Source organism: Kitasatospora sp. NPDC006697, from assembly GCF_042869935.1.
Lineage (GTDB): Bacteria > Actinomycetota > Actinomycetes > Streptomycetales > Streptomycetaceae > Kitasatospora.
In genome coordinates this window covers 255567-269877 of the sequence record NZ_JBIAGU010000008.1, presented here as the reverse complement: position 1 = coordinate 269877, position 14311 = coordinate 255567, and the positions used below count along the sequence as shown (strand labels likewise).

The 14311-nt window shown below is 76.0% G+C and carries 11 protein-coding genes and 1 pseudogene; 10 read left to right on the top strand and 2 right to left on the bottom strand.

Annotated elements, in window-relative coordinates:
• Window positions 1-95: 95 nt before the first annotated feature.
• Genes ACFYNO_RS14170 through ACFYNO_RS14130 form a run of 9 tightly spaced genes read left to right on the top strand, consistent with a single transcriptional unit; the run spans window position 96 to window position 11295 of the window.
• Window positions 96-1361, top strand: a complete 1266-nt coding sequence (locus ACFYNO_RS14170) for a glycosyltransferase (protein ID WP_388010701.1) — start codon at window positions 96-98, stop codon at window positions 1359-1361.
• The gene (locus ACFYNO_RS14165) at window positions 1267-2214 is read left to right on the top strand and encodes a DUF6895 family protein (RefSeq protein WP_388010698.1); all 948 of its coding nucleotides are present in this window, start codon (window positions 1267-1269) and stop codon (window positions 2212-2214) included. Before ACFYNO_RS14170 ends, ACFYNO_RS14165 begins: the two co-directional genes overlap by 95 nt.
• Window positions 2211-3389 carry a radical SAM protein gene (locus tag ACFYNO_RS14160; protein WP_388010695.1) on the top strand — a complete coding sequence of 393 codons (1179 nt, stop codon included), beginning with the start codon at window positions 2211-2213 and terminating at the stop codon, window positions 3387-3389. Before ACFYNO_RS14165 ends, ACFYNO_RS14160 begins: the two co-directional genes overlap by 4 nt.
• 2 nt (window positions 3390-3391) lie before the next feature.
• Window positions 3392-4285, top strand: coding sequence for a DUF6895 family protein (locus tag ACFYNO_RS14155; RefSeq protein WP_388010692.1), 894 nt, complete (start codon window positions 3392-3394; stop codon window positions 4283-4285).
• Complete coding sequence (locus ACFYNO_RS14150) at window positions 4282-5634, top strand: MFS transporter (RefSeq protein WP_388010689.1); 1353 nt, start codon at window positions 4282-4284, stop codon at window positions 5632-5634. The genes ACFYNO_RS14155 and ACFYNO_RS14150 overlap by 4 nt, the downstream gene beginning before the upstream one ends.
• Window positions 5631-8756 carry an AAA family ATPase gene (locus ACFYNO_RS14145; RefSeq protein ID WP_388010686.1) on the top strand — a complete coding sequence of 1042 codons (3126 nt, stop codon included), beginning with the start codon at window positions 5631-5633 and terminating at the stop codon, window positions 8754-8756. The genes ACFYNO_RS14150 and ACFYNO_RS14145 overlap by 4 nt, the downstream gene beginning before the upstream one ends.
• Window positions 8753-9649 (top strand): S8 family serine peptidase, encoded by an 897-nt coding sequence (locus ACFYNO_RS14140; RefSeq protein ID WP_388010683.1) that lies wholly within the window; start codon window positions 8753-8755, stop codon window positions 9647-9649. Before ACFYNO_RS14145 ends, ACFYNO_RS14140 begins: the two co-directional genes overlap by 4 nt.
• Complete coding sequence (locus ACFYNO_RS14135) at window positions 9618-10265, top strand: GAF domain-containing protein (RefSeq protein ID WP_388010680.1); 648 nt, start codon at window positions 9618-9620, stop codon at window positions 10263-10265. Before ACFYNO_RS14140 ends, ACFYNO_RS14135 begins: the two co-directional genes overlap by 32 nt.
• Window positions 10258-11295 carry a hypothetical protein gene (locus ACFYNO_RS14130; RefSeq protein WP_388010677.1) on the top strand — a complete coding sequence of 346 codons (1038 nt, stop codon included), beginning with the start codon at window positions 10258-10260 and terminating at the stop codon, window positions 11293-11295. The genes ACFYNO_RS14135 and ACFYNO_RS14130 overlap by 8 nt, the downstream gene beginning before the upstream one ends.
• Before the next feature lie 12 nt (window positions 11296-11307).
• Here ACFYNO_RS14130 and ACFYNO_RS14125 read toward each other — a convergent pair whose 3' ends face one another.
• Both ACFYNO_RS14125 and ACFYNO_RS14120 read right to left on the bottom strand, forming a co-directional pair.
• Entirely contained in the window at window positions 11308-11901 is a 594-nt protein-coding gene (locus tag ACFYNO_RS14125; protein ID WP_388010674.1) for a hypothetical protein, read from the bottom strand.
• Window positions 11902-12007: 106 nt separating this feature from the next.
• Window positions 12008-12414: pseudogene (locus tag ACFYNO_RS14120) on the bottom strand (M15 family metallopeptidase).
• Between the two features lie 262 nt (window positions 12415-12676).
• Between ACFYNO_RS14120 and ACFYNO_RS14115 the strand changes: the two are divergent.
• Window positions 12677-14236 (top strand): hypothetical protein, encoded by a 1560-nt coding sequence (locus tag ACFYNO_RS14115; protein ID WP_388010671.1) that lies wholly within the window; start codon window positions 12677-12679, stop codon window positions 14234-14236.
• Window positions 14237-14311 lie beyond the last annotated feature (75 nt).

Sequence of the window (14311 nt, the reverse complement as noted above, 5' to 3'; positions counted from 1 at the left end):
GCCGGCTCGAACCATGAGCGAGGAGCGGGCCACCCGGCCGCCGGCAGCCCTGCCGCACCCCGGGTGGCCCGCTCGACCCGCGCCCGGGAGGCCCCGTGAACATCCTGCTCTGCCCGCTCAGCGACGGCGGCTACCTCTACCCGGCGATCGCGGCCGGGCGGGAGCTGCGGCGCCGGGGCCACCGGGTCAGCCTGCTCGGCCGGGCGGGCGCCGCGCCGGTCGCGGCCGAGGCGGGCCTGCCGTTCGCGGCGGCCGAGGAGTTCGGCGGGCAGCGGGCCTTCTCCGCCGCCCGCTGGGGCCGCACCGGGCTCGCCCAGTACCGGGCGGTCTCCCGGGCCGCCCGGCAGACCGGGGCCGACCTGCTGGTCACCTCGGTGCTCTGCAACGGCGCGCTGCTCGCCGCCGAGGCGCTGGACCTGCCGGTGGCGGTGATCGGCCTCTCGGTCCACCTGTGGGACTACCGGGCGGGCGGCGCGGGCGAGCCGCAGTACGGCCGGACCCGGGAGAACCGCACCGCCGAGTGCCTGGCGCTCTACGCGGCCGTCCGGGAGCAGGCCGGGCTGGCCGGGCGGCCCTCCCGCTGGCCGGGCAACCCGCTGCTCGGTGACGCACTGCTGCTCCGCGGGCTGCCCGAACTGGAGTACCCGGGGGCCGAGTTGCCCGAGCGGGTGCACCAGGTCGGGCCGCTGCCCTGGGAGCCGGCCGCCGACCCGGCCGAACTGGCCGCCGTCCGGGAGCAGGTGGCGCGCACCGGCAAGCCGGTGGTCTACGTGCACCTGGGGCGGTTCTTCGGCGGCGGCAGCCCGTGGCCCCGGCTGAACGCCGCGTTCACCGGCGGCCCGTTCCAGGCCGTGGTCGAGCAGGGCCGCTCCACCGATCCGCGTCCCGATCCCGGGGCCGATCTGCTGCTGGTCCGCAAGCCCTGGCTGGGGCCGCTGGTGGCGCTCTCCGGGCTGGTGCTGACCAGCGGCACCTCCGCCCCGGTGCTGGCCGCCCTGCTGCGCGGCCGGGCCCTCGGGGTCTCGCCCAACGGCTCCGAGCAGCCGCTGCTCTCCGGCGCCTGCCTGCGGGCCGGGGTGGCCGTGCACGTCCCGCGCACGGCCTCGCCGGACCCGGCGGAGCCGATCCGGCGCGCCTGGCTGGACGCCGGACTGCGCGGCCGGGCCCGCGCCCTGGGGCGCCGGCTGGCCGCGGTCAAGGGCGCCGCGCGCGCCGCCGATGTCATCGAGCGGGCGGCGCAGCCATCCGCACCGTCGAGGGAGGACCATGGGTACTCGATCAGCCGGCCTGGACCGGGCGGTGCTGACGCGGCTGTCGGCGGGCGCGCTGGACTGGATCAGCCGGCACTCGGCCTTTCTTGACACGCCGTCAGGCATCGCGGAACTGCCGGTGACGCCACGGGTGAAGGCGCTGCTGCAGCTGGCCATGCTGCGCCGCCACTGGAGCCTGGCCGCGCCCGCGGCCCCGGCGCTGGCCGCGGTCGACGCCATCGTGCGGCGGGTCTGGCAGCGGCCGGAGTACGCCGCCCGGCTCACCGACGACCCGCGCTACGCCCGGCAGTTCCAGCTGATGTTCGCCGCCCTGGCCCCCGCCGGGAGCGGCGACCGGCTCCCGGCCGCGGTGCTCGCCGAGCTGTCCGGCACCCCCTTCCTGACCTCCCGCCGCAAGCCGCCCTACCTCCATCTGGAGACCAGGTACTACGCCGACCTGGCCGGCGCCGCCCACCGTCTCGCCCCGTACCGGGAGTTGTACGAGGCCAGCGCCCTGGCCCGGCACGGCTCCGGCCTGCCGGTCGGCGAGCTGGAGGTCTGCAACGTCACCCACACCCTCTTCTACCTGAGCGACTTCGGCCTGCGCGATCCCGGCCTGACCGAGCGCGACCGCGACCGGGCCCGCCGCACGGTCTGCCGGCTCACCGAGAAGTGCGCGGCGCGCGGCGAGTGGGACCTGACCGGCAAGCTGGTGCTCGCCCAGCACTGCCTCGGCCTCGACCCCCTGGAGACGCCCTCCGGCGCGGCCGGCCTGCGGCTGCTGGCCGAGGCGCAGACCGCCGACGGGGCGATCCCCGGCCGGTCCGCCACCGACCGGGCGCCCGGCGATCCGGACGGCACCGCCTACTTCCGCCGCTCCTACCAGTCCACGGTGGTGGCCGCGTTGACCGTCGCCTGCACCGACCGGTCGGCCGCGCCGGCGGAGAGCCTGGTGGCCCGGTGAACCAGGCGACGGGCGCACGCATCCTCAAGGGCGAGCGGCACTGGTGGTTCCTCGGGCCCGACGGCTCGGTGGCCCGGCTGCGCGACGGCCAGCTGACCCCGGACGGCGCCCTGCGGCCCGGCGCCGAGCGGCGGCTGCGCGAGCGCGGCCTGCTCACCGCCCCGGCCCGGCGCAGTTACTCGCTCACCGTGCTGACCAGCACCCACTGCAACCTGGGCTGCGGCTACTGCTTCCAGAACACCGCCCAGGACCCGGCCGGCGGCAGCCGCCCGCCGCGGATCTCGCAGAGCCGGCTGACCTCGGAGACCATCACCTCGATCCTCGCCTTCACCGAGCGGCGGATGGCCGCGGCCGAGCTGTCCCGGCTGCGCATCCTGCTCTTCGGCGGCGAGCCGCTGCTCAACCCGCGCGGCTGCCTCGAACTGCTGGAGCGGGCCGCCGACTCGGGGCTCGCCTCGGCCTGGATGATCTCCAACGCCACGCTGCTCACCCCGCGGCTGGCCCGGCAGCTGGCCGAGCGCAAGCTCGCCTCGGTGCAGGTCACCTTCGACGGCGACCGCCCCGACCACGACCGGATCCGGGTGCGCCGGGCCCACGGCGGCGGCACCTTCGACACCATCGTCCGCAACCTGGCCCGGGCCACCGAGGCCGGCGACCTGCGCTGGCTCCTGCGGGTGAACGTCTCGCACGAGACCATCGACGGCATCGACGCGCTGATCGACCGGCTCGCCGGCGCGCTCGAACCCGCCCGCTGCACGCTCTACTTCGCCCAGGTCGGGGACGTCGGCGTCGGCTACGCCAACGACCTGCTGCACTCGGGCGGGCTGTCGGCCCGGTTCAGCGGCTGGCAGCGCCGGGCGCTGGACCTCGGCTTCACCGTCTCCCGGCCGCGGGCCCACCAGACCTGCCCGACCTGCGGCCACCGCGACGGCCGCTACGGCGCGGTGGTGAGCGCGGACGGCACGCTGGCGAGCTGCTGGGAGACCGCGGGCAAGCCCGACTGGGAGGTCGGCACGGTCGACGCCGGCTACCTGCCCGCCGAGCGGACCGAGGACCGCTGGGTGGCCTGCGAGGACCTGTACCGGCGCGACGAGGACCGGCGGACCCTGGCGGCGTTCCACGACTCGGTGGACGCGGCCCTGCTCGACTACCTGGATGAGACGGGGCGCCTGTAACCATGACGATTGCGGACCCGGCACCCACCGCGCTCGGCGACCTGCAACGGCTCGCCGCCGGCACGCTCGGCTGGCTGGACCGGCACCTGGAGCACTTCGACCCCTTCTCCCCCGCCGCCCGCGCCGCCGGGCACGGCCGGGCCAAGGCCGCGCTGGAACTCGCGCTGCTCTGCCGCTGCGGCGCCCCGGACCCCGGCCTGGCGCGCGCCACCGCCCTGGTCCGCGCGCTCTGGCAGCACCCGGACCTGCCGGCCCTGCTCGCCGAACAGCCGGACTGCGCCGCCCAGTACCGCCTCGCCTTCGCCGCCCTGGCCCCGGACAGGACGACCGCCACGATCGACGTACCGTCAGCTGACGGCCTGTCGCCCTACCAGCGGCTGGAGTTGCGCTTCTACGCGGACCAGGCCGGCGCCCCGCACACCCTCGAGTCCTACCAGGAGCTGGCCGCCCGCAACCAGTTGGCCACCCTGCCCGCCGACCCGTCCGCCGTGAGCATCCCCGCGGCCTACGCCGTGACGCACTCCGCCTTCTACCTCGCCGACTTCGGCCGCCTGCCGGTCCGCGGCCTGTCCGGCCCGGCCCTGGCGCACGCCCGCCAGCTGGTCCGCACCCTGCTGGCGCACAGCGTGCGCCGCGCCTGGTGGGACCTGACCGCCGAACTGCTGCTCGCCGCACACTGCCTGGGCGACCCGCCACTGCTCACCCCCGGCGGCGCCGACGCCGTCCGCTGCCTGGCCCGCGCCCAGCGGCCCGACGGGTCGATCCCCGGCCGCTCGGCGGCGACCGCGGCGGACGGCCCGCTGCCGGCCGGCCCGTACTTCGCCCGGGCCTACCACACCACCCTGGTCACGGCGTTGACGGCGCTGCGGCTCGGCGAGGACGGTGGTGCCCGGTGAACCGCCGGCTGACCCTGATCAACCCCGCCTACACCCGGCTCTGGCTCGGCCAGGCGATCTCCTCCGTCGGCGACGCCGTCTTCAGCACCACCCTGGTGCTCTGGGTCGCCACCGAGCTGGCGAAGGGCCGCTCCTGGGCGCCCGAGGCGGTCAGCGGCGTGGTCCTCTCCACCGGCCTGGCCGTGCTCTTCGTCGGCCCGCTCGCCGGGGTCTTCGTCGACCGCTGGGACAAGCGCGCCACCATGCTGCGCACCGAGGTGTTCCGCGGCTCGCTGGTCGCGGTGCTCACCGCCGTCGCCTTCCTGCCCGCCCGCGACCTGCCGATCGGCGCCTGGCTGGTGCTGATCTACCTGACCGTACTGACCCTCAACGCGGCCAGCCAGTTCTTCAACCCGGCGCGCTTCTCGGTGATCGCCGAGCTGGTCACCGGGGAGGCCGACCGGGCCCGGGCCGCCGGCATCGCCCAGGCCACCGGCCAGGTCGCCTGGATCATCGGCCCGCCGCTGGCCGCGCCGCTGCTCTTCACGGTCGGCCTGCAGTGGGCACTGCTCTTCAACGCGCTCTCCTACGCCGTCTCCTGGGTGGCCATCCGCTCGGTGCCCGCGCCGGCCGGGCTGGTGGCCGAGCAGGACCGCAAGCGGGCCGAACGCAAGAGCCTGGCCAAGGAGTTCACGGCCGGGATCCGGTTCTTCGGCGGCAACCGGTTCCTGGTGGCGCTGCTGGTGCTGGCCGTGATCGGCCAGTTGGGGATCGGCGCGCTCAACACCCTGAACGTCTTCTTCGCCACCCGCAACCTGCACGCCTCCGCCCAGCTCTACGGCTACCTGGGCATGGCGATGGGGATCGGCGGGATCGCCGGCGCGCTCTGCGCGGGCCGGGTGGTGGAGTGGATCGGCGCCCGGCGCACCACCTGGGTCGGGCTGCTGGTCAGCGGCAGCCTGCTGGTGCTCTACTCCCGGCAGTCCGTCTTCGCGAGCGGGGTGGTGCTGCTCTTCGTCTTCGCCGTGCCGCTGACCATGCTGAACACCGCGATGTCGCCGCTGCTGCTCGCCGCCACGCCGCGGGAGTTCCGCGGCCGGGTGGTGGCCGTGTTCTACCCGGTGACCCAGCTCTCCTCGATGCTGGCGGCGGTGCTGGCCGGCTGGCTCGCGGGCAGCGGGCTGCGGGGCTTCGCGGGCTCGCTGGCGGGCCTGCGGTTCGGCCCGATCGACACCATCTTCACGGCGGCCGGGGTGGCCGTGCTGGCGGCCGGCCTCTACGCCCGCTCCGCCCTGCCCGACCCGCAGGCCCCGCCCGCCCCGGCGCCCGACCCGGCACCCGCCGGGGCGGGTGCGGAGGGCACCTCGTGACCTGCGGCGGGTGCGGGCGCCAGGCCGGCGAGGCGGACCGGTTCTGCGCCGGCTGCGGCGCACCGCTGGCCGGGCCGCTCCCGCAGCGCGAGACCCGCAGGAAGGTGTCGATGCTCTTCCTGGACGTGGTCGGCTCCACGGCGCTCGCCGAGCGCCTGGACCCGGAGCCGCTGCGGCAGGTGATGGACCGCTACTTCGCCAGCTGCGGGGCCTGCATCGCCGAACACGGCGGGGTGGTGGAGAAGTTCATCGGCGACGCGATCCTCGCCGCGTTCGGCGCGACCGTGGCGCACGAGGACGACGCGGTGCGTGCGGTGCGCGCCGCCACCGGCGCGCTGGCCGCACTGGCCGGGCTGACCGCCGAGCTGGGCGCCCGCTACCAGGTCACCCTGCAGGCGCGGGCCGGCATCTGCACCGGCGACGTGGTGGTGATCACCCGGGCCGGTGACGACTTCCGGGTGGTCGGCGACTCGGTGAACACCGCCAGCCGGCTGCAGACCGCGGCCGCGCCGGGCGAGGTGCTGGTCTGTGCGGAGACGGCGGCGATGGTCCGCTCCCGGGCCGGGCTGCAGCCGGTGGCGCCGCTGGTCCTCAAGGGCAAGGCCAACGCGGTGCCGGCCTGGCGGGTCACCGCGGCCGAGCCTCCGCCGGAGGAGCCGGTCCCGGCCGCGCCGTTCATCGGCCGGGAGGACGAACTCGCCGAACTGGAGCACGGGTTCCGGCGGGCCCGGCAGCGGCGGCAGGTCCGCCTGGCCACCGTGCTCGGCGCGCCCGGCATCGGGAAGTCGCGGCTGGTGCGGGAGTTCCTGGCCGGGCTGCCGCAGGACGAGGTCACCGTGCTCACCGGGCGCTGCTCCGCCTACGGCCGGGGCATCACCTACCGGCCGCTCGCGGAGATGCTCGGCTCGCTGCCCGGCGGCTGGCCCGCGCTCACCCGGCTGCTCGCCGAGGACGCGCAGCGCACCGGCGCGGCGGCGCCGCACGGCCTGGCGGTGCGCGCCCTGGGCACGGTGGCCGGGCCGCAGGGCGACGGCCCCGAGGAGCGGGCGGGGGTGGCGGACATCGCCTGGGCGGTCCGCCACCTGCTCGAAGTCCTGGGCCGCTCCCGGTCGGTGGTGCTGGTCTGGGAGGACCTGCACTGGTCGGAGCAGACCCTGCTGGATCTGATCGACGAGGTGGCGACCTGGCTGCAGGACGTCCCGGTGCTGCTGCTCTGCGTGGCCCGGCCCGAGCTGCTGGACACCCGGCCGTCCTGGGGCGGCGGCAAGCCGAACGCCACCAGCCTCGAACTCGGTCCGCTGACGGAAGGTCAGTCACTCGAGCTGGTCGGCCAGCTGGCCTCCCGGGCCGAGGTCTGCCCGCAGCAACTGGACGTCTACCAGCGGGTCGCCGTGCAGTGCGACGGCAATCCGCTCTTCGCCGAGCAGCTGCTGGAGGTCCTCGGCGCGGCCGGCCCCGGCACCCGGGTGCCGCCCACCATCCAGGCGATGCTCGGCGCCCGGCTGGACCAACTGGCCGACACCGAGCGGGGCTTGCTGGAGATCGCCGCGGTGATCGGGCGCGAGGTCACCCGCGGCCTGCTGACCGACCTGGCCGGGACGGACGGGACCGGCCCGGCGGCCGCGGAGGAGGCGGTGGCCCGGCTGACCCGGCGGCGCATCCTGGAGCGCGGCCCGGCCGGCACGCTGCGCTTCGCGCAGGCCCTGCTGCGCGACACCGCATACGAGTTCACCCCGAAGGCGCGCCGCGAGCACTGGCACCTGCTGCTGGCCGCCCGGCTGGCCGAACAGCGGCCGGCCGACGAGATGGCCGTCGCCTACCACGTCGAGGCCGCCGCCCTGCTCGGCCGCCAACTGCGGCCCGGTGACCGGGCGCTGCCGCCGCTGGCCGGCCCGGCGGCGGACGCCCTGCTCCGGCAGGGCCGGCAGGCGCTGGCCCGCAAGGACCTCCCGGCCGCCATCCAACTCCTGGAACGCGGCCGCGACCTGCTGCCGCCCGGCGACGCCCGGCAGACCGCCGTGGCCCTGCACATCAGCGACGCCGGGATCTGGCTGCAGGACCGGGAGCGCTGCGCGGGCGCGCTGGCCGCCGCCGAGGCCGCGCTGGCCGGCACGCCCCGGGCGCTGCGCACGCTGGCGGTGCAGCGGGCCGTCGTGGCGCTCCGACTCGGCCTGGCCGCACCGGAGTCGGTGGCCGCGCGGGCCGACCTGCTGGCCGCCGAACTGGCCGCCGACCCCGAGGACCACCTCAGCTGGTGCCGGCTGCACCAGCTGCGCGCCCACCTGGAGCTCGCCGCCGAGCGCGCGGCCAGCGCCGAGGCCGCGCTGCGGCTCGCCCTGGACCGGGCCCGGGCCCTGGAGGACCGCTACGAGGAGGACCGGCTGCTCTGCGCGGGCTGCGAGTTGGCGCAGTGGTCGCCGACCGCCGTCGGCCCGGGCCTGGAGCTCTGCGCCCTGCTCGGGCAGCGCTTCGCCGCCGACCGGGCGCTGCTGGTGCCGGTGCTGGTGACCCGGGCGCACCTGGCCGCGCTCGGCGGCGACCTGGCCGACGCCCGGCGGGCGCTGGCCGATGCGCTCGACTACTCCCGCGAGGCGCACCTGGACCTGGCCGACGCGGTGGTACTGGACGCGGCCGGGTTCGTCGAGTCGCTGGCCGGCGAGCACGAGGCAGCCGAGGCGCGGTACCGGCAGAGCCTGGCCGTGCTGCGCGCCGCCGAGGGCGAGCCCGACACCCGGGGCACCGAAGTGGCCATCGCCCGCGAGCTGTTCGCCCAGGGGCGGGTGGCCGAGGCGGCCGCCGCGCTGGCCCGGATCGGCCCGGACGGCGAACCCGCCGGGCTGCGGACCAGGATCGGCGCGGCCGCGCTGCACGCCCGGCTCGCCGCCGCCCGGGGCGACCGCGCGGCGGTGGCGGCGGCCCGGGCAGCGGCCGGGCTGAGCACCGGCTCCGACGACCCGTGCCTGGTCGCCGAGACCCGCTTCGACCTGGCGGTGGTGCTCCGCGCGGCCGGACTGCCCGCCGAGGCGGCGGCCGAAGGGGCGGCCGCCCTGCGGAACTTCGAGGCCAAGGGCGCCGCACTCCCGGCCGCCCGGGTCCGCGCCTGGCTGGGAGAGTGCCGATGACCGAACTTCCGCCCTGGCGCCGCCCGCCGCGCGACCACTTCCCGGGCGTCCCCGCCTGGAGCATGCCGGCCGCCCTCGCGCCGCAGCAGCTCTTCGAGGTCAGCCCGCTCGGCCCGGTCACCCCGCAGTGGGCCTGGGGCGGCGCGGACGGCTCGGGTGTGCGGGTCTGCGTACTGGACAGCGGGGTCGACGCCGAGCACCCCCTGGTCGGCGGGGTCGACCGGGCGATGGACGTGGTGCGCGGCGAGGACGGCGAGCTGGCGGTGGTCCCGACCGAGCCCGCCGACACCGCCGGCCACGGCACGGCCTGCGCGAGCGTGATCCGCGCCATCGCCCCGGGCGCCGCACTCACCTCGGTGCGGGTGCTGAACAGCGGCGCCTTCGGCAGCGGCGCCGCCCTGCTGACGGGCCTGGGCTGGGCGATCGAGCAGGGCTACGACGTCATCAACATGAGCCTGTCGACGGCGAAGGCGGAGTTCTGCGACGCCCTGCGCGAGCTCTCGGACTCCGCCTACTTCCGGCGCTGCGTGATCGTCGCCTCGGCCCACAACATGCCGGTGCGCAGCTACCCGTGGCCGTTCGCCTCGGTCATCTCAGTGGCCAGCCACGACAGTCCGGACCCGATGGCCTACTACTACAACCCGGCGCCCCCGGTGGACTTCTACGCCCGCGGCGTCCGGGTCCCGGTGGCCGGCCTCGGCGGGCGCCGGATCGTCAGCACCGGCAACAGCTTCGCCACCCCGCACATCGCGGGCATCTGCGCCCTGATCCTCAGCAAGCACCGCTCGTTGACGCCGTTCCAGCTCAAGTCCGTGCTCTACCTCGCGGCCCAGAACGTCACCCGACCCGATGGAGGTTCCGATGCCGATCGATCCGCCGTCGACCACGACTGATCCGCCCGCCCACGGCGACCTCCCCCAGCGCAGGCTGCTGCAGTCCATCGTCGAGGTCGCCCGCAGCGTCTTCGGCGCCGCCGCCTCCTCGGTCCTGCTGGTGGACCCGGCCACCGGCGACCTGGTCTTCGAGGCGGTCGCCGGGGAGGGCGAACAGCACCTGATCGGCAGCCGGTTCCCGCCCGGCACCGGCATCGCCGGCTGGGCGATGCTCACCGGCCAGCCGCTGGTCGTCGACGACGTCTCCGACAGCGCCCAGTTCGCCCGCGACGCCGCCGAGTCCACGGGCTACGTGCCGCGCAGCATCATGGCCGCGCCGCTGATCTGCGACGGCGACTGCGTCGGCGTGCTGGAGGTGCTGGACCGCGACAGCCGCCCGCGCTGCGACCTCGACGACATGGGCTCGCTCGGGCTGCTCGCCACCGAGATGGCCACCGTGCTCGACCTGCTCGTCCAACTGCGCGCCCGCACACCGAAGTCCGAGCCTCCTCAGCTGGAGCTGCTGCAGCGCGTCGCCCGGCGCCTCCCGACCGCCTCCGACCACGTCGGCGCCACCGTCGGCAAGCTCCTCGCGATGGCCGACGACCTGCTGGCCGCGGACAGCGGCGATGCCTGACCCCTTCCTCAGCTTTGTCAGCCAACTCAACACCACCACACACCAGTTCGACGTCCGCCCGGGCCCGGTGCCCGCCGTCCTGCTGCTCAGCCGCAGCTGCGACCACGACCTCGACGCCGTGCAGGCCCGGCTCGCCGCCACCGGCGTCCCGTTCCTGCGTCTCAACGCCGACGAACTCGCCGGCGCCGACCTGCTGATCGCCCCCGACCACCGCACCGTCCGCCTCAACGGCCGCCAACTCACCCCCACCGTCAGCTGGCTCCGGCACTTCTCCCCCAGCGCCATCGACACCGCCGAGGACCCCGCGCAGCGCCTCTTCCTCCGCGACTCCTGGCAGGCCGCGACCGCCCAATTCGCCGCGGTCTCCCGGACTTCCCTCACCCCCGCCCGCCCCGACCTGCTCACCCAACTGCGCCTCGCCCGCCGCCACGGCGCGGCCGTCCCCCGCACCCTGCTGACCACCACCCCCACCCGGGCCGGCGAACACTTCCGCTCCCCCCGCCTCGTCATCAAGTCGGCTGACCGCCACTTCGTCGAGCCGGTCCCGGGCCGGCTGCACGGCATCTTCCCGACCGTCCTCGACCGGGCGGACCTCGCCCGCCAACCCCCCGGTCCGCCCGTCCTCGTACAGGAGTACGTCGAGCACTCCGCCGAACTCCGCGTCTACCACGTCGCCGGCGCGCTGCACGCCTTCGAGGTCGCCAAGGCCTCCCCGGCCGCTCCCTGGCTCACCCCCGACCGGCTCGACGTCCGGCCGGTGCCGACACCGCCCGCCGTGGCAGCCGCCACCACCGCACTCGCCGCCGCCCTCGGCCTCCGCTACGCCGCCTTCGACTTCCTGCTCACACCGGACGGCCCGCCGGTCTTCCTGGAGCTCAACCCCGACGGCGACTGGCACTGGGCCGAGCGGCACACCGGAACCACCGAGGTCACGGAGGCCGTGGCCGCGATGCTCACCGCCCTGCACCGAGCGGCGCAGCCGCCGGCCGGCCGGTTCGACTTGCTGGGATTCCTGGTTGACGGCCCGTAGCAATACGGATGTTCAGTCGACGGCCCGCAACCCGCGTGCCGCTTCCTCATCCCGCTGCGGCCCCGTCGACGTACCCCCGTTCAGGCTGGACACGTCGAAGCCACCGCCGCCCCCGCCGCCAGAGTTGTGCCCGTTGGAGCCGCTACCACCGCCTGGGTGGTTCCCGCCGGAACCACTGCTCGATCCCCCGCCAGAGCCTGACGAGTTGGACAGCGCGGCCAGCACCACCAGCACGACGAGCAACGCCGCGGCGCCCATCACCAGCCCCCCGACCAGCGCCGCGGCCGGCACTGCCAGCAGCAGCGTCACCTTCCGCCGGACGAACGGCCGGGCCAACAGCACGGAGCCCACCACGAACAGCACGCAGCCGGCCGCCAACAGCGCGATCCCCGCCTTGGCGTGCAAGGACTCGTGCCAGGCGAGACGCACGGTGGCGACCGTGACCAGCCCGCCCACGTCCTCGTGCTTCACCCTCGCCGCCACGTAAGCGAGCGGCCCTCCAAGGCCTATGAACTGCAAGGCCAAACCGCCGGCGATCCAGCGAGCCCGGTGGGCGACAGGCCCCAGGCTCCCGCTGCGAACCGCAGCGTCCTCCCCGTTTTCCATGCCGACGAGCATAGGGAACGCGGTCCGCCCCGGGAACCCTCGATGCCGGCGGCTCCCACGAGGTGACCGCCCCGGTCCCACGCCCCGCGGCGCCAGGGGCTCCGGGTCAGGCCGGCGAGCCGATCTCCTTCGCCCCGTACATCGCCGCCGCCTCACCCGTCATCAGCGCCCAGTACCGGTCGCCGAACGACCAGTGCCACCACTCGGTGGGGTAGTTCACCAGGCCGGCGGCCGCGAGCGCGGCACCCAGCACCTCCCGGTTCGCGCGGGCCTCCGCGCTGATGTTGGCGGCGTGGGTGTAGCAGGCGCCTTCGCTCTCCTCGGGGTCCGCGTTCATCCGGGTTCCCAGGTCCAGACGCCCTCCCGCATGTGGGCGAAGGCATCTGCCGGGTCCTGCTTGCGCGGGTCGACCAGCAGCGCACCACTGGCTCGGACGTCCACCAGACGTTCACCGCACTCCGCGACGGGTATGGCGGCGACCTTCGGGTCCGACATCAGAACGATCTCACTCATGACGCGATCATCTCGTAGGACGTACCCGACAGCACCGGTGGCAGCCGGGCGCGGGAACACGCCCCCCCACCACCACCAGACCCACCACCAGACCCACCGTCAGCCCCGCCCGTCGGCCGCCCGAACGACCACGCACGGCCCCCACCGCCCACCCCGCCGTGACATGCTCAGCGAAGATATGTGATCATCTCCGGCGGTCCGTCCGTCTGCTGACGGTCGGCCACACGCACGAGCATCGGGGGTCCGCGTGTCCGCAGGAGCGTTGTCGGGTAGTACGGCGCCGAGCCGCGGCCGGCACCGCCGGTCCGCCGGAGCCCGCCTCGCGCCGCTGCTCGGTACGGGGGCGCTGGCGGCCGTCGCCTGCTGCGTGGGCCTGACGGTGCTGCTCGGGCTCGCCGGGCCGTCCGCCGTGGAGCCGGACTTCGGGCCCGCCGGCGCCCTGCCGCCCTGGTTCACCTCCGCACACCCCGCGGACCCGCTCGTCTGGGCCGCGGTGGCCGCAGTCCTCTGGCTCGGCACGGCGGCCGTGCTCACCGGGCTCGCGGCCGTGCGCCGCGGCTGGGCGCCGCGCCCCGGCCGGCTCTTGCTGGCGGGTGCGGCGGCGGTCGGCGGGCTGCTCTGCGTGCCCGCGCTGGGCACCACCGACCCGCTCAACTACGCGGCCTACGGCCGGGCGGCGGCCTTGGGCCTGAACCCGTACCGGCTGACGCCCGCCGACCTGGCCCACCGCGGCGACCCGATCGGCGTGCTCTCGGTCGCCGAGCCCTGGCTGCACACGCCCTCGGTCTACGGGCCGGTGGCCACCGCGACCCAGTGGCTCGCCTCGGTCGGCGGCGGCACCTCGATGCTGCGCACGGTCTGGCTGCTCTCGCTGCTCGGCGGCGCGGCCTTCCTCGCCACCGGCGCGCTGCTGCTCCGGCTGGCGGGGGCGGACCGTGGGCGGCAGGTGCGCTCACAGCTGCTCTGGACGCTCAACCCGGTGCTGCTCTGGGACCTGGTCGCCGGTCCGCATGTCGACACCGTCGGCGCGTTCCTCCTGGTCGCCGCGTTCTGGGCGGTGCGGCGCTCCGGCGCCGGCGCCGGGCTCGCCGTCGCGGCGGCGACCGCGGTGAAGCTGACGATGGGCGTCTTCGCCCTCCCCTTCGCCTGGGGGCTGCGCCGCGACGGGCGCCGGCTCGCCGCCGCCGTGGCCGCCGGTGCGGTGGCGCTGGCGATCGGGTACGGCCTCACCCCGCAGGCCATCGGCAACGCGCGCGGCGTGAGCAGCGGCGCGGCGGCGGACGGCACGGCGTGGCAACTGCTCGACCGGATCCTGGTGGTCCCGCTGCTCGGGGCGGCGGGCGCGCAGTCGGCCATGACGGTGCTTCAGCTGGTGGCCGTGGCACTGCTCGCCGTGCTGCTGCTCGGGGCGATCCCGGCCCCGGCGCCCGGGGAGCGGGACCTGGTCCAGCTGACCGCGCGGCCGGCGCTGGCGGTGGTCCTGGCCTACCTGCTGGGCACGGCCTACGTGCGGCCCTGGTACGACGCGATCGCCTGGCTGCTGGTGGCGCTGCTGGCGCACTCCTGGCTCGACACGGTGCTGCTGGCGCACACCGCGCTGCTGACCATGGTCTACGACCCGGGCCTGGCCCACCTGCTGCACCCGGCCTGGCTGTACTCGCTGGTGCTGCAGATCGCCTACCGGCTGGTGCCGTGGGGTCAGGTGCTGCTGCTGGCCTACGTGGTGCTGATGAGCGCCTGGCGGATCCGGGCCGCGCGCCGGGCCGCACCGAGCGTCAGCGCCCCGGGCCGGCCGCCGGCTCGCCCAGCCGCAGGACGGTGACGGCGTCAGCGGGCCACCGCCCCACGGCAATGGCCCGCTGCCGGCAGCAGCACCGGTGCTGCTGCCGGGTACCCC